The sequence below is a fragment of the Roseateles sp. P1_C6 genome, assembly GCF_056406315.1.
In genome coordinates this window covers 228,010-248,832 of record NZ_JBFUAK010000003.1, presented here as the reverse complement: position 1 = coordinate 248,832, position 20,823 = coordinate 228,010, and the positions used below count along the sequence as shown (strand labels likewise).

Sequence of the window (20,823 nt, the reverse complement as noted above, 5' to 3'; positions counted from 1 at the left end):
GATGAAAAAGACTGTCGCCAGTGTAGGTGGGCGCCCCTTGGCAAAGGGAATGGCCCTGCTGATCACCCTTACCGCGCTCGCGGGTTGTGGGCAGAAGGGGCCGCTGACACTGGCCAAGCCGGCCGCAGCCGCGTCGGCGCCGGCCTCCGCCGCCGCTTCAGCACCGGCGCGCTGATCAGCCCGCCCTGCCCTCTTCGACCGCGTGGCAGGCCACGCGCACGCCCTTGATGTCCAGCAGTGCTGGCCGCTCCGCCTTGCAGCGCGCATTGGCCAGCGGGCAGCGCGGGTGGAAGCTGCAGCCGCTGGGCGGGTTCAAGGGGTTGGGCACTTCGCCCTGCACCGGCGTGCGGGCGCGACCGCTCATGTGGATGTCGGGGATCGCGTCCAGCAGCATGCGCGTGTACGGATGCCTCGGCCGCGCAAACAGCTCGGCCTTGTCGGCCACCTCGACCAGGCGGCCGAGGTACATGACGCCGACCTGGTCGGCCACATGGCGCACGACGGCGAGGTTGTGCGAGATGAACAGGTAGGTCAGGCCGCGCTCGCGCTGCAAGTCCTTCATGATGTTGAGGACCTGGGCCTGCACCGACACGTCCAGCGCCGACGTCGGCTCGTCGCAGACGAGGAACTCCGGCTGCGTGGCCAGTGCCCGCGCGATGGAGATGCGCTGGCGCTGGCCGCCGGAGAACTGGTGCGGGAACTTCTGCGCATCCGCCGGATTCAGGCCCACCGAGCTGAGCAGTTCGCCGACGCGCTGCTTCGCCTCGGCATCCCCCGTCAGCAGGCCATGCTCGCGCAGCGGCTCGGCGACGATGTCCAGCACCTGCCAGCGCGGGTTCAGCGAAGCGTACGGGTCCTGGAAGATCATCTGCATGCGCCGGCGCAGTTTCAGCGCACCCGGACCGGCCAGCGTCTTCGCGATGTCCTCGCCGTCGAAATTCACGCGCCCCCGCGTGGCGGCATACAGCCCGACGAGCAGGCGAGCGACCGTGCTCTTGCCACAGCCGCTTTCGCCGACCAGGGCCAGCGTCTTGCCGCGCTGGATCGCAAAGGACACGCCGTCCACCGCATGCACGAAGGCCTTGGGCTTGCGCTCGACGACGCGGTTCAGCCAGGGTGGCGACACGTCGAAGATCTTGGCGAGGTCCAATACCTCGACGAGGGGGGGGCTCATCGCGGCATCTCCACGGTCACAGGCTTCCAGCAGGCCGCGCTGGTGGTTCCCACTTGAACCAGGTCAGGCCGGTCGACGCGGCAGCGGTCGAAGACGCGCGGGCAGCGCGGGTTGAAGGCGCAGCCGGCGGGAATGGCGGTCAAGCGCGGCATGGCCCCGTCAATCTGCAACAGGCGCTCGCGATCCTCGTCCATGGCCGGGATGGAACCCATCAGGCCCACCGTGTAGGGGTGGGCGGGGCGATGGATGACGTCGGCCACCGGGCCGATCTCGGCGACGCGGCCGGCGTACATGACGGCGACGCGGTCGCAGGTCTCGGCGATGACGCCCATGTCGTGCGTGACCAGCATGACGGCCGCGCCCTGCTCACGGCAGACCTTCTTCAGCAGCGCAATGATCTGCGCCTGGATGGACACGTCCAGCGCCGTGGTCGGTTCATCGGCGACGATGAGCTTGGGATTGGCCGCCAGTGCCAGCGCAATGACCACGCGCTGGCGCATGCCGCCGGAGAACTGGTGCGGGTAGTGGTCGATGCGCGCCTCGGGCGCCGGGATGCCCGTGGAGGCGAGCAGCTCGATGGCCCGCGTGCGCGCCTGCGTGTGGCTCAGATCGAGATGGGTGGTGATGGTCTCGATGAGCTGATGGCCCACCGTGTAGAGCGGGTTCAGCGAGGTCAGCGGGTCCTGGAAGACGGCGCCGATCTCGCGGCCACGGATGCGGCGCATCTGCTCGTAGGGCAGGTTGTCGATGCGCCGGCCGGCCAGCCTGATCTCGCCGGCGGCGATGCGGCCCGGCGGGTCCAGCAGGCCGATGATGGCCGCGCCGGTCAGCGACTTGCCAGCGCCGGATTCGCCGACGACGCCCAGGATCTCCCCGGGAGCAATCGAAAAGGAGATGTCGTCCAGCGCCAGCAGCGTGCCGTGGCGGGTCGGGAACTCCACCCGCAGGTGGCTGACTTCAAGAAGCGGTGCAGTCATCGCAGCCGTGGGTTGAGTGCGTCGCGCAGCCAGTCGCCCAGCAGGTTCACGCTGAGCGTGATCAGCACCAGCGTCAGGCTGGGCCAGGCGGTGATCCACCATTCGCCCGAGAACAGGTAGTCGTTGCCGTTGCGGATCAGCGTCCCCAAGGACGGGCTGGTGGCCGGCACGCCGACGCCGAGGAAGGACAGCGTGGCCTCGGTGATGATGGCCGACGCGATCTGGATGGTGGCCAGCACCAGCACCGGCCCCAGCACATTGGGCAGCACGTGGCGGCGCATGATGCGCAGCGAGCCGACGCCGATGACGCGGGCGGCCTGCACGTATTCCTTGTTGCGCTCGACCAGCGTCGAGCCGCGCACGGTGCGCGCGTACTGCACCCAGCCGGTCAGCGCGATCGCCAGCACGAGCACGACGAAGGCCAGCATGTCGGGCGCATGCGGGTACAGGCTGCGACCGACGCCGCTGATCATCAGCGCGACGAGGATGGACGGGAAGGACAGCATCACGTCGCAGATGCGCATGATCAGCGCGTCGACCCGGCCGCCGACAAAGCCGGCCAGCAGACCCAGGCTGACGCCGATGAGGATGGACAGCAGCACGGACGCGATGCCGACCAGCAGCGAGATGCGTGTGCCATACATCAGCGCCGACAGGATGTCGCGGCCCTGCCCATCGGTGCCCAGCCAGTACTTGGACTCGCCGCCCGGCACCCAGGACGGGGGCTTCAGTGAATCCATCAGCTCCAGCGTCGCCAGATCGAAGGGGTTGTGCGGCGCCACGACCTCGGCGAACAGCGCGCAGACGAAGCAGACCAGCGTGATGACGGCCGCCAGCATCGCCACCGGTGACGAGCGGAAGGAATGCCAGACGTCACCGGCGAAGAAGCCGCGCAGCGCGGATGCGGATGCGGTGGGGTTGGGGTTGGCGTCAACGGCCATATCAATGGGCTTTGCCTTCAACGCGCAGGCGCGGGTCGACGGCGAAATAGAGCAGATCGACACCGAGATTGATGACGACGAAGATCAGTGAGATCAGGCACAGGTAGGCCGCCATGACCGGGATGTCGGCGAACTGCACGGCCTGGATGAAGAGCAGGCCCATGCCGGGCCACTGGAAGACTTGCTCGGTGATGATGGCGAAGGCGATCAGCGAACCGAGCTGCAGACCGGTGATCGTGATGACGGGCACCAGCGTGTTCTTCAGCGCATGGCCGAAGTAGACGCTGCGGTTGGTCAGGCCACGGGCGCGGGCGAAGCGGATGTAGTCGGTGCGCAGTACCTCGAGCATCTCGGCGCGCACGAGACGCATGATCAGCGTCAGCTGGAAGGCCGACAGCGTGAAGGCCGGCAGGATCAGGTGCAGCAGGCCGTCGCGCGTCAGCAGGCCCGAGGTCCACGAGCCGAAGGCCACGACCTCACCGCGGCCGAAGCTGGGCAGCCACTTCAGCTCCACTGCGAAGATCCAGATCAGCACGATGCCGATGACGAAGTTGGGCAGGCTGACGCCGAACAGCGTGCCCGTCATCAGCAGTTGCGCGCTGGCCTTGCCGCGCCGCAGTGCGGCGTAGACGCCCAGCGGAATGCCGAGCCCGAGTGCGATCAGGCCGGCGACCATGGCCAGTTCCAGCGTCGCCGGGAAGCGCTCGCCGATCAGCGTCGAGACCTTGCGCCCCTGGCGCAAGCTGATGCCGAACTCGCCGTGCGCCGCGTTGGCGGCAAAGCGAGCGAACTGCACCGGGAAGGGTTGATCCAGGCCCAGATCCTTGCGCAGCGCGATGCGCTGGTCCTCGGTCGCATCCTGGCCCAGCAGATTGGTGACCGGGTCGCCCACGTACTGGAACAGCATGAAGGCGATGAAGGCCACCGACAACATGACGACAAGGGCCTGGGCCAGACGGCGGAGGATGAAAACCAGCATGAGGATCCGAATAGCAGCGGTCGCGCCGCTGCGCCGCACTAAGGCGCGATCATGGCGAAGGCCGGGAGGCTGAAGCCCCCAGGAAAGCCCTAGCGCAGCAAAGTCAGTGCCAACCAAGAAAAACGGGCCGCTGACGCGGCCCGTTGGACTGGCAGACAGGCCTGAAGCCTGTCTCGTCGATCAGAAGCGGTGACGCAGACCGACCATCGCACCGCCGCGCTTGCTGGCGCCGTTCAGGAAAAGCACTTCGCCTTCCGTCTTGGTGTAGTCCACTTCGAGGTAAGCGTCCGTGCGCTTGGAGAATGCGTAGTCCAGTACCACGGCGAAGAAGTTGGCCTTGGACTTGGTGTTGGCGTTGGTCGTGAAGCCCAGCGCGTTCGCGAACGGAGCGGCCAGATTCTGGGCCGTGCCGTAGTGCGTCTGCTCGCTCAGCCACACATTGCCGCCGATGTTCAGCTGAGGGGTCAGCTGATAGGTCGCACCGAACATCAACATGCTGCGCTTCTTGATGTCGAAGGCATCGTTCGTGAAGACGCTGGCACCCAGGATGCCCGAGGTGTAGCCACCGCGGGTCGCAATCGCCACACCGAAGGGCGCGGTCGCTGCGGCCGAAGCACCGAACGCCGCAGCACTGGTCTGGTTCAGCAGGCCGAAGGGATTCTCGAACTTGTTCTCGCCCCAGGACGCGTGGACATACAGCGGGCCGGACGTGTAGGACGCGCCGAACACGGTCGCCTTGATCTTGCGGCCGCTTTGCTCCGTGGCCTGCAGGTAGGCACCACCGGCGCCGAACGTGCCGTCCGTGTAGCGAACCAGGCCGCCCATGGTCTTGTTCGGCAGGCCGGTCGCAGCACCTTCGCCCGCGCTCACCTGGATTTCGCCGTAGAAATTGCCGACCTGAGCCAGGTACTTGACCATGTTGTCCTGGCGCGCGGCCATGGACATGCCGATTTCGGGCTTGTACGCCTCGATGTAGGGCGAGTAGCGGAAGGAGGCGAAGGTCGACGTGTAGAGGTCGAACAGGATGTTGTACTGGCGGCCCAAGCGAACCTGGCCAAATTCGCTCGACTGCAGGCCCACCCAGGCCTGGCGCCAGAATTCAGCGGCGGCAACGGCACCGGTGTCCGAACTCAGGCGGTGTTCCATGTTCACCAGGGCCTTGAGGCCGCCACCCATGTCTTCGGTGACGTTCACACCCAGACGGCTTTGCGACATGCCGCCAGGGATGAGCTGCTTGGTCGCGACGCCGGGATTGGCATTGCTGGTGTAACGCGCTGCAGCGTCCACGATGCCATACAGGGTGACGCTGGACTGAGCCCAGGCGGCGGAAGTGCTAGCGGCCAGGACAGCGACGGCCAGAGTGGCTTTTTTAATCAAGGTTGTCTCCTGCAAAGAAAGGTGGGCCGGACCATTCTCAGCGAAGCGCCCTGACATAACGTGCCGCCTGTTGTTCATTGTCCACAGCAATTCCCCTTGTCGCGGACGGGACAAAGATGAAAAAAGCCGCCCGAAGGCGGCTTTGCAAATATCGCGGCGGCCGAGGCCGCGCGAATCAGAAGCTGTGGCGAACGCCGACGTCGAAGCCCGTGGACTTCTGACCGCCGGCGGTCGCTGCCGGAGCACCCGAGATGATGAACCTCGCGGCGCCGTCGTTCTTCAGCTCGGAGACCGTCGTGTACAGGGCAGTACGCTTGGACAGGTTGTAGATATAACCTGCAGCGAACAGCTTGGCATCGCCGATGGGGGTGAAGCCTGCGACTGCAGTCTCGGCAGCAGCATTGGCCTTGGCGTCCGTGAACGAGGCCCACAGTTGACCTTGGCCCAGCGGAGCCGTGACGGCCGCGGTCCAGATCTTCTGCTCGCGACCCAGATACTTGGTCTGCGTGTAAGACAGCGAGGGACGGACCACGCCGAAGTCGTAAGCCGCGCCGGCCGAGGCCAGCTTGAACTTGCTGCTGTCAGCCGCATTGGACGTGCTGGCATAGGCGCCAGACACGTGCAGCGGGCCCTGCTTGTAACCCAAGCGGACCGACTGACCCTTGTTGGTACCGGTGCCTTCACCAGCCGAGACGTCCACACCGCCGTAGAAGCCGCCGAGGCTGGTCGGCAGCGAGTAGGACGCCAGGTTGTCAGCGCGGCCGAAGGACGTGCCGTTGCCGCTACCCAGGTTGCTGTAAACAGCGCTGACGCTGCCCAGGCCGGTGAACGACGTCGGGTCGAAGTCCTCGAGGTGCAGGCGCGAAACGGTCTTGTTGCGGCCCAGGCGCACCTCACCGAATTCGCCAGCGAGGCTGACCGTGGCGCGACGGCCCCAGAAGGCGCTGCCACCGCCACCGACGCCGGTGTCGGTGTCGACTTGGGATTCCAGCCAGAAGCCAGCCTTGAGACCGCCGCCCAGATCTTCGGTGCCACGGACACCGATGCGGCTGGTGTTCAGGCCACCAGAGTCCAGCTTCTTCAGCTTGAGGTCGCCGGTCTTGACGTACTTCATGTCGGCATCGAGGACGCCAAACAGGGTGACCGAGGATTGCGCGACGGCGGCGCCGCCAGTCAGGCCGAGGACGGCCAGGGCAATCAGAGCTTTCTTCATTCGATACTCCTAGGTATTCATCCGAGCCATCGACCCGACAGGGCACGGTGGCTTACCTCCTGTGAGGAAGTCCGCGTATTCCACTACAGGTTTAACGCCCTGGGGAATTCACGGATATGAAATTGTGTGTTGCCGTTGCCCGACCACAACGGCTACATCTCTGTCACGATTTCTTCATGGCAACACTGCTTAACTGAATGCATCAGCCAGCAAGCACATCCCATTCCCGCGCCTTGAGTTTCAGTGATCGTTGCTTGATCGCGCTCGACGGCGGCCTGCGCACGGTTTTCGCGCCGACGCGCGCCGCGCGCGTTTCACCGGCAGCCGGCTTGGCCGCGGTCGAATTGCCCGTGAACGAAAGCCGGCAAGCCGGCGCGCTGATGCGGGTCAACCATGTCGGCGAAATTTGCGCCCAGGCCCTGTATCAATCCCAGGCCCTGTTCAGCCGCAGCGACGAATTGCGGCAGCACTTTGAACACGCCGCGCAAGAGGAACTGGATCACTTGGCCTGGACGGCAGAGCGCGTCGATGCGTTGGGCACGCATACCAGCCATCTCGCACCGCTGTGGTGGGCAGGCGCCTTTGCATGGGGCAGCTTGGCCGGTTTGGCGGGCGACCGATGGAGCCTGGGCTTCGTCGTCGAGACCGAACGCCAGGTCGAGGCCCATCTGGCTTCGCACCTGGATCGCCTGCCCGCGGACGATGCCGCGTCCCGCGCCATCGTCGATCAAATGCGTCGTGAGGAGGCCGAGCATGCCGATGCGGCGCTTGCCGCAGGTGCCAGGCCGCTGCCGGCGCCCGTGCAGAGCTTGATGCGCGTGGCGGCCAAGGTCATGACGACCGTGGCTCACCACGTCTGATCAGACTTCGACCACCTCGAAGGACGTGCTGATGGCCGAGGTCTTGGCCAGCATGGCCGTTGCCGAGCAGTACTTCTCGTGCGACAGCGCGACCGCGCGTTCGACGATCTCGGCCTTCAAGCCCTTGCCGCTGATGACAAAGTGGAAGTGGATGGCCGTGAAGACCTTGGGATCGCTGGTCGCGCGTTCCGCCTTCAGCGTCACCTTGCAGCCGCGCACGTCGTGGCGGCCGCGCTTCAGGATCAGCACGACGTCGTAGGCGGTGCAGCCGCCCGTGCCGGCCAGCACCGTCTCCATGGGTCGCGGCGCCAGGTTCAGGCCGCCGCCGTCCGGCGCGCCGTCCATGGCCAGCACATGACCACTGCCGGTTGCGGCGACGAAACTCATGCCGCTGGGGCCTTCGGACCCCAGCCAATTGACGGTGCATTCCATGGTCATCTAGAGGCAAAGCTCCAATTCGTTCACACAAAATATATTGCGGCGCAGCATAACTCGGCGCTACACTGCTTCCCAAGCGAAAACGTTTTCGCACCGATTGTCTCCTCCACCGCCTCCATGGTGGATTCAACCCGAGCTTGCAAGAGCTCGGGTTTTTTTTCGCCGAAGGCGGAAGGCGGCGCCGCATGAGGGGCCTCCCCTATCATGCGGCGCCGCAACAAACCACCATGGAGACCCGATGAGCGCCCCCTCGCGCCGCCGCGCGCCCGCCGCTTCCAAGGCGCCATCCCAGACGTTCAGCCAGGTGCCCGCCATGCTGCCTCCCGGCAGCAGCTATCTGCAGCGAATTCTGAATGCGCGGGTCTACGAGGTGGCGCGCGAGACCGACCTGACGAATGCCACCAAGCTCTCCAAGCGCCTGGGCAACAAGGTCTGGCTGAAGCGCGAGGATGAGCAGGACGTCTTCAGCTTCAAGCTGCGCGGCGCCTACAACAAGATGGCGCATCTGACGCCCGAGCAGCGCGCCGCAGGCGTCATTTGCGCTTCGGCAGGCAACCATGCCCAGGGCGTCGCGCTGTCGGCGAAGAAGCTCGGCTGCCGCGCCGTCATCGTGATGCCCGTGACGACGCCCCAGGTCAAGATCGATGCGGTCAAAGCCCTGGGTGGCGAGGTCGTCCTGGAGGGTGAAAGCTACACCGATGCCTACGGCCACGCCCAGGCGCTGCAGCGCGATCAGGGCCTGACCTTCGTCCACCCCTTCGACGACCCCGACGTCATCGCCGGCCAGGGCACCATCGCGATGGAGCTGCTGCGCCAGCACCCCGGCCCCATCGACGCCATCTTCGTCGCCATCGGCGGCGGCGGCTTGGTCTCGGGCGTGGCGGCCTACGTCAAGGCTCTGCGCCCGGACATCAAGATCATCGGTGTGCAGACCACCGACTCCGACGCGATGCTGCGCTCGGTCAAGGCCGGCAAGCGCATCCAGCTCAACGACGTCGGCCTGTTCGCCGACGGCACGGCCGTCAAGCTGGTGGGCGAAGAAACGTTCCGCATCGCCCGCGAGCTGGTCGACGACTACATCGTGGTCGACACCGATGCCGTCTGCGCCGCGATCAAGGACGTGTTCGAGGACACGCGCTCCATCCTCGAGCCATCCGGCGCGATGAGCGTGGCGGCCGTCAAGCAATACGTCGCCAGCACCGGCGCCAAGGGCCAGACGCTGGTGGCCATCACCTGCGGCGCGAACATGAACTTCGACCGCCTGCGCTTCGTCGCCGAGCGCGCCGAGGTCGGCGAGCATCGCGAGGCCTTGTTCGCCGTCACCATTCCCGAAGCGCGCGGCAGCTTCAAGCGCTTCTGCGAACTGCTGGGGCCGCGCAGCGTCACGGAGTTCAACTACCGCATCGCCGATGCCAAGGTGGCCCACATCTTTGTGGGCATCGCCATCTCCAAGCCCGACGACGCGGCCAAGCTCGCGCGCACCTTCACCAAGGCCGGCTTCGAGACGCTGGACCTGACGAATGACGAACTGGCCAAGCAGCATGTGCGCCACATGGTGGGCGGGCGCAGCGAGCTAGCGCGCGACGAGCGGCTCTACCGCTTCCTGTTCCCGGAGCGGCCCGGCGCGCTGATGAAATTCCTGTCCAGCATGCACCCGGACTGGAACATCAGCCTCTTCCACTACCGCAACCAGGGCGCGGACTATGGCCGCATCCTCGTCGGCATCCAGGTGCCGCGCGGCGACGCCGGCGCACTGCGCGAGTTCCTGAATGGCCTGAATTACCCGTTTGAGGATGAGAGCGCTAACCCGGTCTATCGCTTGTTCCTGGGTTGAGTTGAAATCCGGGCGTTCGCCACCGCCAGTGCCATGACCGTCGCCCAACAGTCGCTGATCTCCCCCACCGCCAATCCTGAACTGGAGAAGGCCCTCCGCGACCGCGTCGACCGCCGCTCGAGCATTGCCGGGGGCCTCGGTGAGCTGGAGCCGCTGGCCGTGCGCCTGGGCCTGGTGCAGAACAGCCTGACGCCGCGCTTCCGCGACCCGGTGCTGGCGCTGTTCGCGGCCGACCACGGCATCGTCGTCGACGGCGTCGGCGCGCAATGGGGCCGGGCCACCAAGGATCAGGTGCAGATGGCGCTGCACGCGCAGCTCCCGGTGTCGGTGTTCGCCCGCCTGCAGGGCCTGCATCTGACCGTCGTCGACTGCGGCGTCGCCGAGAACCTGCCGCCACACGCCCGGCTGCTGGCGCGCAAGGTCGCGCACGGCACCCGCAATGCGCGCACTGGCCATGCGATGAGCGTCGAGCAGGCCCACGCCGGCGTGCGCGTGGGCATGGAGATCGCCGACAACCTGCCCGGCAATGTGCTGGCCTGCGCCAGCATGGGCCAGGGCTCGGCGGAATGCGCGGCCCTCGTGCTGTCCCGCCTGGCCGACCAGCCGGCGCGGGACTTCGTCGTGTCCGGCCCGACGATGCGCCAGGACGACCTCGTGCACCTGCTCGACGTGTTGCACGGCGCATTGGCCCGGCACCGCGACGCCAAGGACCCGATGGACTTGCTGGCGGCCTTCGGCGGCCATGAGCTGGCGGTGATGGTCGGCGCGATGCTGGTTGCGGCCAGCAAACGCAGCCTGATCATCGTGGACGGCATCGCCGCCTGCGCGGCGCTCAAGCTGGCGTCGCTGATCTGCGCGCCGGTCACCGACTACGCGGTGTTCTGCCGCAGCCATGTGCACCGCGGCCTGGATGAGGCGCTGGCGCTGTTCCATGCGTCGGCGCTGCTGGAGCTGGGCATGGACAGTGCCGACGGCACCGGCGCGGCACTGGCGTGGCCCATGATCCGCTCCGCGGCGGCGTTGCTGACCGACCTGCACGAGGTCGCCGAGGCCCGCCTGGCGACGCGGCCGGAGCCCGGTGCCAACCTGCCGACGCTGGGCGCCTGAGGCTTAGCGCGTCTGCGGCAGCGAGCCGTCGCCGCGCGGCGGGCTGGCCGAGGCCGATGCGGCCAGCGGCAGGCCATAGACCGAAGGCACCGTGGCCGGCGGCGGTGCGCCCGTGCCCGGTGGGTTGCCACCCAGCACGACGGGAGACGGCTGCGCTGGCGGCAGGGACCCCGTGGCAGGCGCCGCCTGCACGGTCATCTGCAAGACCTGGCTGGGCGCCTGTCCCATACGGCCCAGGCTGGCGCTGCGTGCATCGACGCGCAGCAGTCGCAGCTCACCGTCAACGACGGCACCGACGCGCACCGTGCGCGGCACGCCGTCCACCTCGATCAGCGCGACACCCTCGCCGGCGTCGGCCGCCTTGGCGCTCTTGGGCGCCACGACACCGAGCAGGCGCAGCCGCGTGGACGGCGCCACCTCGGGCTCGGGTGTGGGCTCCGCGGCGGCCAGGCCCAGCAGCCGGCCCAGGTCGACCTGCGTGGCCCGCGCGTCGCTGGCCGGCAGCACCGAATCCGGCATCGCCAGCGGCCGCGCCAGCAGTTGCAGACCCCAGTAGGCCACCGAGCCGCCCAGCAGCAGCCACACCGAAAACGTCGTCAATCGAGCAACCATCAGCCCATTATGATGGCCCGCTCACTGCAGCTCTGCGCTCCCACGCTCCCGCCATGCGCCGTCACTTTCTCGCCCGCGGCTTCACGCTGATCGAACTGCTGGTCGTGCTCGTCATCATTGGCGTGCTCGCGGCCCTCGTCGTGCCCAATGTGCTGGACCGCGCCGAGGACGCCCGCGTCACCGCCGCCCGCACCGACGTCAACAACCTGATGCAAGCGCTCAAGCTCTACAAGCTCGACAACCAGCGCTACCCCAGCGCCGAACAAGGCCTGGACGCGCTGGTGCGCAAGCCCACGGCCGGCAACCCGCCGCCGAACTGGAAGCCCTATCTCGAGAAGCTGCCCAATGACCCGTGGGGCCACCCCTATCAGTTCGCCAACCCCGGCGTGAAGGGCGAGGTCGATGTCTACAGCTTTGGCGCAGACGGCCGCGCCGGCGGCGAGGGCCGTGACGCGGACGTCGGTTCCTGGCAGTAAGCCGCGTGGCTTCACGCTGATTGAACTGCTGGTGGTGGTGGCGTTGATCGCCATCACGAGCGCAACGATCTCGCTGGCCCTGCGCGACCCCACCGAGCTGCAACTGCAGCGCGAGGCCCAGCGCCTGGCCGCGCTGCTGGAGACGGCCCGCGCCGAAAGCCGCGCCTCGGGCCTGGCCGTGCGCTGGATTCCCAAGGGCGCCAAGAGCGGCGAAGACTTCCAGTTCGTCGGCCTGCCGCGCACCATCCAGCTGCCCTCGCGCTGGCTGGGCGAACCGGTGGCCGTGCAGATCGAGAACGCCAGCGCCGTCAACCCCGGCCTCAGCCTCGGCCCCGAGCCCGTCATCCCGGCCCAGCGCCTGCGCCTGCAGCTGGGCAGCCAGCGCATCGTGCTGGGCACCGACGGCCTGTCCGCCTTCGACGTCATCACGCCATGAAAACGCAGCGCGGCTTCACGCTGATCGAGGTGCTCGTGGCCCTCGTCATCGTCGCCATTGCGCTGGGCGCCGGCATCAAGGCCGCGGGCGCGCTGGCCAACAACGCTGAACGGCTGGCCGAGGTCAGCGCCGCGCAGTGGTGCGCCGAGAACCTGCTGACCGAGCTGCGGCTGACGCAGCAGTTCCCCGACATCGGCGAGACCCCCTTCGCCTGCGAGCAGCTGGGCCGCAGCTACGCCGGCAAGCTCAAGGTCAGCCCGACGCCCAACCCGCTGTTCCGCCGTGTCGAGGCCTTTGTCAGCACCGATCAGGGCGTGCCGGTGCTTGGCCTGTCCACCATCATGGGCAAGTGACGATGACGCGCAGCGCCGGCCGCAACCGCGGCTTCACCCTGGTCGAAGTGCTGGTCGCGCTGGTCGTCATGGCGACGATGGCGGGCATGGCCTGGCGCGGCATCGATGCGCTGGTGCGCAGCCGCGAGATCGCCCAGGTGCGCCTGGCGCAGACCGCGCGGCTGCAGACGGTGCTGGCGCAGTGGGAGGTCGACTTGCGTGCGCTGCAAGACAGCCACAGCCTGGTGCAGCCGCTGTCCTTCGACGGCGGCAACCTGGTCATGACGCGCCAGGCGCCGACGGGGCTGCAGGTGGTGGTGTGGAGCCTGCGCGAGGGCAGCCTGTGGCGCTGGGAGAGCCCGGCGCTGCGCACAGTGCAGGACCTGGAAGACCAGCGCCAGCGCGGCCTGCAGCAACTGGCCCAGCGCAACCCGGCGCTGCGCGCCTTCGACGGCGTGGCCGACTGGCAGTTCTACTGCTTCTGGGGCAATGCCTGGAGCAACTGCCAGTCCACCGGCGGCACGGCCAACCAGAACGCCGGCCCGGTCAACCCGCGGGGCAACACGCAGACGCCGTCGGGCCTGCGCATCGCGATGCAGTTCGCCGAGGGCAGCGGCCTGAACGGCACGCTGATGCGCGAGCTGGAGGTCACGGTGCGATGACCCGGTACAAGCAACGCGGCGCGGCGCTGCTGACCGCGATGATCATCGTCACGCTGATCGCCAGCCTCGCGGCCGGCATGGTCTGGCAGCAGTACCGCGCCGTGCAGGTCGAGGCCGCCGACCGCGCCCGCGCGCAGAGCGCGTGGATCCTGCAGGGCGCGCTGGACTGGGCGCGTCTGATCCTGAAGGAAGACGCGCAGAACAACCGCAACAAGCCCGTCGACCACCTGGGCGAGCCCTGGGCCGTGCCGCTGGCCGAGGCGCGGCTGTCCACCTTCCTGGCCGCCGACAAGACGGCCGCCGGCGACGACGAAGGTCCCGAGGCCTTCCTGTCCGGCAGCATCGAGGACGCCCAGAGCCGCTACAACCTGCGCGCGCTGCTGGGCGGCACCCAGGTGCCGGAGCTGGAGCAGCGCGTGCTGGAGCGGCTGTGCAGCCAGGTCAACGCGCCGCCCAGCACGGCCGCCGTCATCATCAGCGGCCTGCGCGCCGCGTTTCCGTCGCCGGCCAGCGGTGCCGCCAGCAGCGCGGCCAGCAGCCCCACGGTCAGCGAGAGCGGCCCGCTGCAGCCCGCAGGCCTGGACCAGCTCGCCTGGCTGGGCCTTAACGCCGACACGCTAGAGCGGCTGAAACCCTATGTGGTGCTGCTGCCCAAGGCCACGCCGGTCAACCTGAACACGGCGCCGCGCGAGGTCATCGCCGCGCTGTTCGACGGCGTCGACCTGGCCTCGGCCGAGCGCCTGGTGCAGGGCCGCAAGGGCCAGCCGCTGCAGACTATTGCGGACGCCGCCCCCTTCCTGCCGGCCAGCGTGCAGATCGCTGCCGGCCGCGCGTCCGTGGACTCGTCGTTCTTCATCATCACCGGCCGGCTGCGCCTGGATGAGCGCCAGCTCGAACAGCGCTCGCTGATCGAGCGCCAGGGCACGAACATCGTCGTGCTGGCCCGCGAGCGCATCAGCCAGTTGCTGGAGCGCTGACCGCGCCTCATCTCGAAACCGCAACAGATCTTTAGCGCAAGCCCTTGATTCGAGCCGACATCGTCACAGCCCCCTCCTAGAATGCGCCGCGCCTGCCTGCCCCTATGAGCATCCTGCTGCTGTTCCTGCCCCCCCGAACGCGCCTGCGCGCGCTGGGCCGAGCCGCGCCCGCAGCGGCCGACCTGCCGCGCGCCGCCGGCCTGCGCGAGTACGACTACGTGCTGACGCCCGATGGCCGCCAGATCAGCGCCGAGGGCCGCGCCGCCGCCAGCGCGTTGCCTCCCGCGGACAGCGTCATCGCGGTACTCGCCGAGTCCGACATCAGCTGGCGCTGCGTGGAGCTGCCGCGCGCCGGCCGCCAGATGCGCGCGGCGCTGGCCGGCAAGCTCGAGGAGCTGGTGCTCGACGACCCCGACACGCTGCATTTCGCGCTCGAGCCCGACGCTGTTGGCGGCGACACGGCCTGGGTCGCGATCACGTCGCGCCCGTGGCTGGCCGACCACCTGGCCCAGCTCGACGCGGCCCATGTCTTCGTCGAGCGCGTCGCGCCGCTGTCCTGGCCCGACGAGATCCCGCGCGGCCACTTCTTCGAGTCGCAGGCCGGCGGCGACGGCGTGTCGTTGCGCTGGAGCCATGCCGACGGCGTGGCCACATTGCCGCTGCAGGGCGGGCTGGCGCGGCAGTTCTTCCCGCCGGGCCTCGTGCATGCGGCGCAGTGGACCGCGACGCCCGCCGTCGCGACCAGCGCCGAGCGCTGGCTGGGCACCACCGTCACCGTGCAGACTCAGGGTCAGCGCGCGCTGGCCGTCGTCGACAACGCCTGGGATCTGCGCCAGTTTGACTTCGCGCCGCGCGCCCGCGGCGTGCGGGCACTGCGCCTCATCAGCCGCGGACTGATGCGCAAGCCCTGGCAGCCGGTGCGCATCGGCCTGGCGCTGCTGCTGCTGGTGCAACTGCTGGGCCTCAACCTGTGGGCCTGGCACCAGAACCGCGAACTGGCGGCCCGCCGCCAGGCCGTCACGGCCACGCTGACGGGCGCCTTCCCGCAGGTGCACGCCATCCTGGACGCGCCGGTACAGATGCAAAAGCAGCTGGACCTGCTGCGCGCCAGCGCCGGCAGCGTCGGCGAGCAAGACCTCGAAGCCCTGCTGGCCGCCGCCGCCACCGCCTGGCCCGCCGACCGCCCGCCGACCGAGGCGTTGGCCTTCGAGCCGGGCCGGCTCACGCTGCCGGCCCAGGGCTGGAGCCAGCCCCAGATCGACAACTTCCGCACCCAGTTGCACAGCGATGGCTGGCGGCTGGACGCGAGCGAGGGCAAGCTGACCATCAGCCGCCCGAGCGCAGCAGGACGCAGCTGATGGCCCGCCCCAACGCCCACCCCGCCCGCGACGGCATCAAGGCCCAGTTCGAGCAGGCCAGGAGCCAGGCGGTTGCGCAATGGCAGGCCATGGGCGAGCGCGAGCGAGTGGCGCTGGCCAGCATCGCCGTGCTGGTCGGCCTGCTGCTGGCCTGGAGCGTGCTGCTCGCGCCCGCGCTGCGCACGCTGAAGACGGCGCCCGCCGAACTCGAGAAGCTGGAGCTGCAACTGCAGCAGATGCAGGCCCAGGCCCAGGAGGCCCGGGTGCTGAAGGCCGCGCCGGCCGTGCCGCCGGCCCAGGCGCAGGCGGCACTGAAGGCCTCGGTCGAGCACCTGGGCGCCGCCGCGCGCCTGAATCTGACCGGCGACCGTGCCGTCGTCACGCTGACCGGCATCGCCCCAGCGGCGCTGCAGGCCTGGCTGGGCGAGGTGCGCGCCGCCGCGCGGGCCCGCCCCGTCGAGGTGCAGCTGACGCGCGGCCCCAAGGGCTATTCCGGCAACCTCGTGTTCAGTCTGGGAGGCGCCTGATGCGTTGGTTCAAGAAAGCCGCGCAAGTCACGCTGCCCACCGACTCGGTGCTCGGCAGCGGCGGCGTGGGTGGGCGCACCGTGCGCCACGGCACACCCAAGCGCTGGGGTGTCATCGGCGCGCTGATCGGCATCGTCGGCGCCCTCATCTTGTTCGCGCCCGCCAGCTGGCTGGCGCGTGCCCTCGCCTCGGCCACCAGCGACCACTTGCTGATCGTCGACACCCGCGGCAGCGTCTGGAACGGTTCGGGCGTCCTGGTGTTGACGGGCGGCGCCGGCGCGCGCGACGCCTCGGCGCTGCCTGGCCGGCTGCACTGGCGCATGAGCGTCAAGGGCCTGGGCCTGCAGCTCGCGGCGCAGCAGGACTGCTGCATCAACGGCGAGCTGTTGCTGGGCATCAAGCCCGGCTTCGGCCGCATGGCGATCAGCGTCGACAACCGCGCTGACTGGCTGGCCCGGCTGCCGGCCGGCGTGTTGTCGGGCCTGGGCACGCCCTGGAACACGCTGCAGCTGGGCGGCTCGCTGCGGCTGTCGACGCGCGAGCTGCGGCTGGAATCGGTGCAGGGCCGCTGGCGCCAGTTCGGCGACCTGAACCTGGACCTGCTCAACCTGTCCTCGCGCGTGTCCACCGTCGCGCCGCTGGGCAGCTACCGCCTCAACCTGAGCGCCGACGCGGCCAACCCCGGCGTCAGCACGCTGCGCCTGTCCACGCTGGAAGGCGCGCTGCAACTGTCCGGCACGGGCACCGTCAGCAGCGTCGGCAAGAGCCGCTTCACCGGTGAGGCCAGCGCCGCGCCGGGCCGCGAGGAAGCGTTGAACAACCTGCTGAACATCATCGGGCGCCGCCAAGGGGCGCGCTCCGTTTTGACGATCGGATGATCATGAATCACCAACGCACCGCCACCGCGATTGCCGTGCTGCTGCTGGCCGCAGGCAGCGCGCTCGCGCAGCCCGACAACGCCACCGTGCAGCGCGCCCGCCCCAGCTCGTCAAAGGGCCCGGCCGTCAACGCCAGCTCCCCGGTCACGCTGAACTTCGTCAACGCCGACATCGAGGCCGTCACGCGCGCCATCGGCATGATGCTGAACCGCCAGATCATCATCGACCCGCGCGTCAAGGGCACGATCACCGTCTACAGCGAGCAGCCCGTGTCGGTGGCCGAGGCCTACCGCAACTACCTGGCGGCGTTGCGCGGCCTGGGCTTCACCGTCGTCGAGGCCGCGGGCTTCCTGAAGGTGCTGCCCGAGCCGGACGCCAAGCTGCAGGCCGGCTCCGTGGCCGTCGAGACCAGTTCGGTGCGCGGCGACCAGATCCTGACGCAGATCTTCCGCGTGCAGCACGAGAACGCGAACAACCTCGTCGCCGTGCTGCGCCCGCTGATCAGCCCCAACAACACGATCAACGCCAACCCCGGCAACAACAGCCTGGTCATCACCGACTACGCCGACAACCTGCAGCGCATCGCCAAGATCATCGCGGCGATGGACACGCCGGGAACCAGCGACATCGAGATCGTGCCGCTGAAGCATGCCGTGGCGGCCGACTTGGCGCCGCTGGTGCAGCGCCTGGCCGATGGCGGCCAGACCACCGGCGCCGCCGTGCCGGGCCAGAGCAGCAGCGCCGTCAACGTGCTGGTGGACCCGCGCTCCAACGGCCTGATCCTGCGCGCCAGCAATCCGGCGCGCCTGGCCGCCGTGCGCGCGATGGTCGACAAGCTGGACCAGCCCAGCATCGACGGCGGCAACAGCATCCGCGTCGTCTACCTGAAGAACGCCGACGCCACCAAGCTGGCCGCCGTGCTGCGCGCCGCATTCAGCGCCGGCTCGTCGACCGGCGCCGGCGGCAGCAGCAGTTCGTCGTCGAGCAGCGGCGGCCTCAGCGGCATCGGCAACACGCTGGGCGGCACGGGCAACAACAGCCTGGGCAGCAACAGCTTGACCAGCGGCACGCAGAGCGGCACGACCTCCACTGCGGCGACCACGCCGCTGAGTCAATCCGCCGGCCCTTCCACCGGCGGCTTCGTGCAGGCCGACCCGTCGACGAACTCCCTGATCATCACGGCGCCTGAACCGCTGTACCGCCAGGTCCGCACCGTCATCGACCAGCTCGACTCGCGCCGCGCCCAGGTCTACGTCGAGTCGCTGATCGTCAAGATCGACAACAGCAAGTCCGGCCAGTTCGGCGTGCAGTGGCAGAACCTGTTCGGCGACAAGGGCGACGCGACCATCTACGGCGCGGGCACCAACTTCGGCACCGGCCTGGCCAACATCATCAATGCCACCGGCGTCATCGCGCAGGGCCGTAGCGCCGTCGCGACGGCGCAGGGCACCACGCCGGCGCCCACGGGGCTGAACGTGGGCCTGTTGAAGAAGTTCGGCAGCTTCTACACGCTGGGCGCCGTGGCCAATTTCTTCGAGGGCCAGACCGGCGCCAACGTGCTGTCCACGCCCAATCTCGTGTCGCTGGACAACGAGGAAGCGCGCATCGTCATCGGCCAGAACGTGCCCTTCGTGACCGGCTCGTACGCCAACACCGGCTCCAGCACCGGCGGCACGGTCAACCCTTTCCAGACCGTGGACCGCAAGGACGTGGGCCTGACGCTGAAGATCAAGAGCCAGATCGGTGAAGGCGGCACGGTGCGCATGCAGGTCTACCAGGAGAACTCCAACGTGACCGCGCAGGGTGTCAACGGCCCGACGCTGGACAAGAGTGCCATAGAGACCACGGTCGTCGTCGAGGACGGGGACGTCATCGTGCTCGGCGGCCTGATGAAGGACGATTACTCCGACAGCGACAACGGCGTCCCGGGTCTGTCGAGGATTCCGCTGTTCGGCAACCTCTTCGGCACCAAGGGCCGTCAGCGCATCAAGAGCAACCTGATGGTTTTCCTGCGCCCCGTCGTGCTGCGCACCGCCGAGAGCACCAACCAGTTGAGCCTGGACCGCTACGAAAGCATCCGCGCCGTGCAGCAGAACGGCCAGCCCACCAAGAACTGGGCGCTGCCCGACACCGGCGCGCCGGTGCTGCCCGAGCCCAAGCCTGCCAGCCCGGTCAAGGTTTCACCGGTGCCGCTGCAGTAACCACCATGGCCGCCATCCGCCACCCCCTGCCCTACGCCTTCGCGAAGGCGAACTGCGTGCTGCTTGAGGACGACAGCAGCACGCTGACGCTGTGGGCGTCGCCCGAGGTGACCTGGTCCACGCTGTCCGAGGTGCAGCGCCAGTACGCGGTGGACAAGCTGGAGTCCGAGGCCGCGAACTCGCTGACCGAGCGCATCAACGCGGCCTATGCCGGCAGCGAATCGAGCGCGGCCGTCGTCGTCGGCGAGGTCGAGAGCGCCGTGGACTTGTCGCGCATGATGCAGGACCTGCCCGCGGTGGAAGACCTGCTGGAAGCCGCCAACGACGCGCCCATCATCCGCATGCTCAACGCACTGCTGACCCAGGCGGCCAAGGACGGCGCGAGCGACATCCACATCGAGCCCTACGAGCGTTCCAGCTCCGTGCGCTTCCGCGTCGACGGCACGTTGCGCGAGGTCGTGCAGCCGAACCGGGCATTGCACGCGGCACTGATTTCCCGGCTGAAGATCATGGCCGAGCTGGACATCGCCGAGAAGCGCCTGCCGCAGGACGGCCGCATCTCGCTGCGCATCGGCGGCCGCGCCATCGACGTGCGCGTGTCCACGCTGCCGTCCGCCCACGGCGAGCGCGCCGTGCTGCGCCTGCTGGACAAGAGCGAATCCAAGTTCACGCTCGAAGGCCTGGGCATGGACGGCCAGGTGCTGTCCGCCTTCAAGAAGCTGGTGCAGCAGCCGCACGGCATCGTGCTCGTGACGGGCCCAACCGGCTCGGGCAAGACGACCTCGCTGTACGCGTCGCTGCAGACGGTGGACACCAGCACGACCAACGTGCTGACCGTCGAGGACCCGATCGAGTACGAGCTGCCCGGCATCGGCCAGACCCAGGTCAACAGCAAGATCGACCTGACGTTTGCGAAGGCCTTGCGCGCCATCCTGCGCCAGGACCCGGACGTCATCATGATCGGCGAAATCCGCGACTACGAGACCGCACAGATCGCCATCCAGGCCTCGCTGACGGGCCACCTGGTGCTGGCCACGCTGCACACCAACGACGCGCCCAGCGCCGTCACGCGCCTGACCGACATGGGCGTGGAGCCCTTCCTGCTGTCGTCATCGCTCTTGGGCGTGCTGGCCCAGCGCCTGGTACGCCGCCTGTGCCCCGTCTGCAAGCGCAAGGACGACCACGACCGCTGGCACCCGGTGGGCTGCGAAGCCTGCGGCCACACCGGCTACAAGGGCCGCACGGGCGTCTACGAGTTGATGGTGGCTGACGACGCGGTGCGCAGCCTCATCCACAACCGCGCGCCCGAAAGCCAGTTGCAGGCCGCCGCGGAGGCCATCGGCCTGCGCTCGATGCGCGAGGACGGTGAGCGGCTGATTGCGTCGGGCGTCACGTCGCTCGAAGAAGTGCTGCGCGTCACCCGCGAGTGAAATGAAACCCCTCGTCCAACGAGTACGTTGGCCG

Annotated in this window: 22 protein-coding genes; 14 read left to right on the top strand and 8 right to left on the bottom strand. The window is 68.5% G+C overall.

Annotation, left to right across the window (positions count from 1 at the left end):
• Position 1 precedes the first annotated feature (1 nt).
• Positions 2-175: an LPS translocon maturation chaperone LptM gene (lptM, locus tag AC1D29_RS07155; protein ID WP_477895611.1), complete on the top strand. Its 174-nt coding sequence runs from the start codon at positions 2-4 to the stop codon at positions 173-175.
• Here lptM and AC1D29_RS07150 read toward each other — a convergent pair whose 3' ends face one another.
• From AC1D29_RS07150 to AC1D29_RS07125, 6 genes are all read right to left on the bottom strand, one after another.
• On the bottom strand, positions 176-1,174 hold the full coding sequence (locus tag AC1D29_RS07150; protein WP_477895609.1) for an ABC transporter ATP-binding protein: 999 nt from the start codon (positions 1,172-1,174) through the stop codon (positions 176-178).
• The gene (locus AC1D29_RS07145; protein WP_477895607.1) at positions 1,171-2,151 is read right to left on the bottom strand and encodes an ABC transporter ATP-binding protein; all 981 of its coding nucleotides are present in this window, start codon (positions 2,149-2,151) and stop codon (positions 1,171-1,173) included. Before AC1D29_RS07145 ends, AC1D29_RS07150 begins: the two co-directional genes overlap by 4 nt.
• On the bottom strand, positions 2,148-3,092 hold the full coding sequence (locus tag AC1D29_RS07140) for an ABC transporter permease (RefSeq protein WP_477895605.1): 945 nt from the start codon (positions 3,090-3,092) through the stop codon (positions 2,148-2,150). Before AC1D29_RS07140 ends, AC1D29_RS07145 begins: the two co-directional genes overlap by 4 nt.
• Before the next feature lies 1 nt (position 3,093).
• Positions 3,094-4,071, bottom strand: a complete 978-nt coding sequence (locus AC1D29_RS07135) for an ABC transporter permease (protein WP_477895603.1) — start codon at positions 4,069-4,071, stop codon at positions 3,094-3,096.
• A gap of 180 nt (positions 4,072-4,251) precedes the next feature.
• On the bottom strand, positions 4,252-5,526 hold the full coding sequence (locus AC1D29_RS07130; RefSeq protein ID WP_477895601.1) for a porin: 1,275 nt from the start codon (positions 5,524-5,526) through the stop codon (positions 4,252-4,254).
• Between the two features lie 97 nt (positions 5,527-5,623).
• On the bottom strand, positions 5,624-6,661 hold the full coding sequence (locus AC1D29_RS07125; protein WP_477895599.1) for a porin: 1,038 nt from the start codon (positions 6,659-6,661) through the stop codon (positions 5,624-5,626).
• A 197-nt stretch (positions 6,662-6,858) separates the two neighbouring features.
• On the opposite strand from AC1D29_RS07125, the gene coq7 reads away from it, so the two are divergent.
• Positions 6,859-7,521 carry a 2-polyprenyl-3-methyl-6-methoxy-1,4-benzoquinone monooxygenase gene (gene coq7 / locus AC1D29_RS07120; RefSeq protein ID WP_477895597.1) on the top strand — a complete coding sequence of 221 codons (663 nt, stop codon included), beginning with the start codon at positions 6,859-6,861 and terminating at the stop codon, positions 7,519-7,521.
• Here the strand turns inward: coq7 and AC1D29_RS07115 are convergent, their stop codons facing one another.
• The gene (locus AC1D29_RS07115) at positions 7,522-7,953 is read right to left on the bottom strand and encodes an OsmC family protein (protein WP_477896201.1); all 432 of its coding nucleotides are present in this window, start codon (positions 7,951-7,953) and stop codon (positions 7,522-7,524) included.
• A 319-nt stretch (positions 7,954-8,272) separates the two neighbouring features.
• On the opposite strand from AC1D29_RS07115, the gene ilvA reads away from it, so the two are divergent.
• Positions 8,273-9,793, top strand: coding sequence for a threonine ammonia-lyase, biosynthetic (gene ilvA / locus AC1D29_RS07110; RefSeq protein ID WP_477896199.1), 1,521 nt, complete (start codon positions 8,273-8,275; stop codon positions 9,791-9,793).
• Positions 9,794-9,826: 33 nt separating this feature from the next.
• Positions 9,827-10,900 carry a nicotinate-nucleotide--dimethylbenzimidazole phosphoribosyltransferase gene (locus AC1D29_RS07105; protein ID WP_477895595.1) on the top strand — a complete coding sequence of 358 codons (1,074 nt, stop codon included), beginning with the start codon at positions 9,827-9,829 and terminating at the stop codon, positions 10,898-10,900.
• A gap of 3 nt (positions 10,901-10,903) precedes the next feature.
• On the opposite strand, the gene AC1D29_RS07100 is transcribed toward AC1D29_RS07105, so the two are convergent.
• Positions 10,904-11,512: a hypothetical protein gene (locus tag AC1D29_RS07100; protein ID WP_477895593.1), complete on the bottom strand. Its 609-nt coding sequence runs from the start codon at positions 11,510-11,512 to the stop codon at positions 10,904-10,906.
• 53 nt (positions 11,513-11,565) lie between these two features.
• On the opposite strand from AC1D29_RS07100, the gene gspG reads away from it, so the two are divergent.
• The 10 genes from gspG (at position 11,566) to gspE (ending at position 20,789) form a co-directional block, all read left to right on the top strand.
• Entirely contained in the window at positions 11,566-11,988 is a 423-nt protein-coding gene (gene gspG / locus AC1D29_RS07095; RefSeq protein WP_477895591.1) for a type II secretion system major pseudopilin GspG, read from the top strand.
• Entirely contained in the window at positions 11,960-12,424 is a 465-nt protein-coding gene (locus AC1D29_RS07090; protein WP_477895589.1) for a pilus assembly FimT family protein, read from the top strand. The genes gspG and AC1D29_RS07090 overlap by 29 nt, the downstream gene beginning before the upstream one ends.
• Positions 12,421-12,777, top strand: coding sequence for a type II secretion system minor pseudopilin GspI (gspI, locus tag AC1D29_RS07085; RefSeq protein WP_477895587.1), 357 nt, complete (start codon positions 12,421-12,423; stop codon positions 12,775-12,777). Before AC1D29_RS07090 ends, gspI begins: the two co-directional genes overlap by 4 nt.
• A 2-nt stretch (positions 12,778-12,779) precedes the next feature.
• A complete protein-coding gene (locus AC1D29_RS07080; protein ID WP_477895585.1) occupies positions 12,780-13,418 on the top strand; it encodes a PulJ/GspJ family protein in 639 nt (212 codons plus the stop codon).
• Positions 13,415-14,395 carry a type II secretion system minor pseudopilin GspK gene (gene gspK, locus AC1D29_RS07075; protein ID WP_477895583.1) on the top strand — a complete coding sequence of 327 codons (981 nt, stop codon included), beginning with the start codon at positions 13,415-13,417 and terminating at the stop codon, positions 14,393-14,395. The genes AC1D29_RS07080 and gspK overlap by 4 nt, the downstream gene beginning before the upstream one ends.
• Before the next feature lie 104 nt (positions 14,396-14,499).
• Positions 14,500-15,753 (top strand): type II secretion system protein GspL, encoded by a 1,254-nt coding sequence (gspL, locus tag AC1D29_RS07070; RefSeq protein ID WP_477895581.1) that lies wholly within the window; start codon positions 14,500-14,502, stop codon positions 15,751-15,753.
• A complete protein-coding gene (gspM, locus tag AC1D29_RS07065) occupies positions 15,753-16,280 on the top strand; it encodes a type II secretion system protein GspM (RefSeq protein ID WP_477895579.1) in 528 nt (175 codons plus the stop codon). The genes gspL and gspM overlap by 1 nt, the downstream gene beginning before the upstream one ends.
• Positions 16,280-17,158, top strand: coding sequence for a type II secretion system protein N (gspN, locus tag AC1D29_RS07060; RefSeq protein ID WP_477895577.1), 879 nt, complete (start codon positions 16,280-16,282; stop codon positions 17,156-17,158). The genes gspM and gspN overlap by 1 nt, the downstream gene beginning before the upstream one ends.
• 2 nt (positions 17,159-17,160) lie before the next feature.
• Positions 17,161-19,359, top strand: coding sequence for a type II secretion system secretin GspD (gspD, locus tag AC1D29_RS07055; protein ID WP_477895575.1), 2,199 nt, complete (start codon positions 17,161-17,163; stop codon positions 19,357-19,359).
• 14 nt (positions 19,360-19,373) lie between these two features.
• Entirely contained in the window at positions 19,374-20,789 is a 1,416-nt protein-coding gene (gspE, locus tag AC1D29_RS07050; RefSeq protein ID WP_477896197.1) for a type II secretion system ATPase GspE, read from the top strand.
• Positions 20,790-20,823 lie beyond the last annotated feature (34 nt).

Bases quoted from the DNA above. Each gene is read 5' to 3' on its own strand.
- lptM (WP_477895611.1), top strand. From the start codon at position 2: ATGAAAAAGACTGTCGCCAGTGTAGGTGGGCGCCCCTTGGCAAAGGGA.
- AC1D29_RS07150 (WP_477895609.1), bottom strand. From the start codon at position 1,174: ATGAGCCCCCCCCTCGTCGAGGTATTGGACCTCGCCAAGATCTTCGAC.
- AC1D29_RS07145 (WP_477895607.1), bottom strand. From the start codon at position 2,151: ATGACTGCACCGCTTCTTGAAGTCAGCCACCTGCGGGTGGAGTTCCCG.
- AC1D29_RS07140 (WP_477895605.1), bottom strand. From the start codon at position 3,092: ATGGCCGTTGACGCCAACCCCAACCCCACCGCATCCGCATCCGCGCTG.
- AC1D29_RS07135 (WP_477895603.1), bottom strand. From the start codon at position 4,071: ATGCTGGTTTTCATCCTCCGCCGTCTGGCCCAGGCCCTTGTCGTCATG.
- AC1D29_RS07130 (WP_477895601.1), bottom strand. From the start codon at position 5,526: ATGAACAACAGGCGGCACGTTATGTCAGGGCGCTTCGCTGAGAATGGT.
- AC1D29_RS07125 (WP_477895599.1), bottom strand. From the start codon at position 6,661: ATGAAGAAAGCTCTGATTGCCCTGGCCGTCCTCGGCCTGACTGGCGGC.
- coq7 (WP_477895597.1), top strand. From the start codon at position 6,859: ATGCATCAGCCAGCAAGCACATCCCATTCCCGCGCCTTGAGTTTCAGT.
- AC1D29_RS07115 (WP_477896201.1), bottom strand. From the start codon at position 7,953: ATGGAATGCACCGTCAATTGGCTGGGGTCCGAAGGCCCCAGCGGCATG.
- ilvA (WP_477896199.1), top strand. From the start codon at position 8,273: ATGCTGCCTCCCGGCAGCAGCTATCTGCAGCGAATTCTGAATGCGCGG.
- AC1D29_RS07105 (WP_477895595.1), top strand. From the start codon at position 9,827: ATGACCGTCGCCCAACAGTCGCTGATCTCCCCCACCGCCAATCCTGAA.
- AC1D29_RS07100 (WP_477895593.1), bottom strand. From the start codon at position 11,512: ATGGTTGCTCGATTGACGACGTTTTCGGTGTGGCTGCTGCTGGGCGGC.
- gspG (WP_477895591.1), top strand. From the start codon at position 11,566: ATGCGCCGTCACTTTCTCGCCCGCGGCTTCACGCTGATCGAACTGCTG.
- gspI (WP_477895587.1), top strand. From the start codon at position 12,421: ATGAAAACGCAGCGCGGCTTCACGCTGATCGAGGTGCTCGTGGCCCTC.
- AC1D29_RS07080 (WP_477895585.1), top strand. From the start codon at position 12,780: ATGACGCGCAGCGCCGGCCGCAACCGCGGCTTCACCCTGGTCGAAGTG.
- gspK (WP_477895583.1), top strand. From the start codon at position 13,415: ATGACCCGGTACAAGCAACGCGGCGCGGCGCTGCTGACCGCGATGATC.
- gspL (WP_477895581.1), top strand. From the start codon at position 14,500: ATGAGCATCCTGCTGCTGTTCCTGCCCCCCCGAACGCGCCTGCGCGCG.
- gspM (WP_477895579.1), top strand. From the start codon at position 15,753: ATGGCCCGCCCCAACGCCCACCCCGCCCGCGACGGCATCAAGGCCCAG.
- gspN (WP_477895577.1), top strand. From the start codon at position 16,280: ATGCGTTGGTTCAAGAAAGCCGCGCAAGTCACGCTGCCCACCGACTCG.
- gspD (WP_477895575.1), top strand. From the start codon at position 17,161: ATGAATCACCAACGCACCGCCACCGCGATTGCCGTGCTGCTGCTGGCC.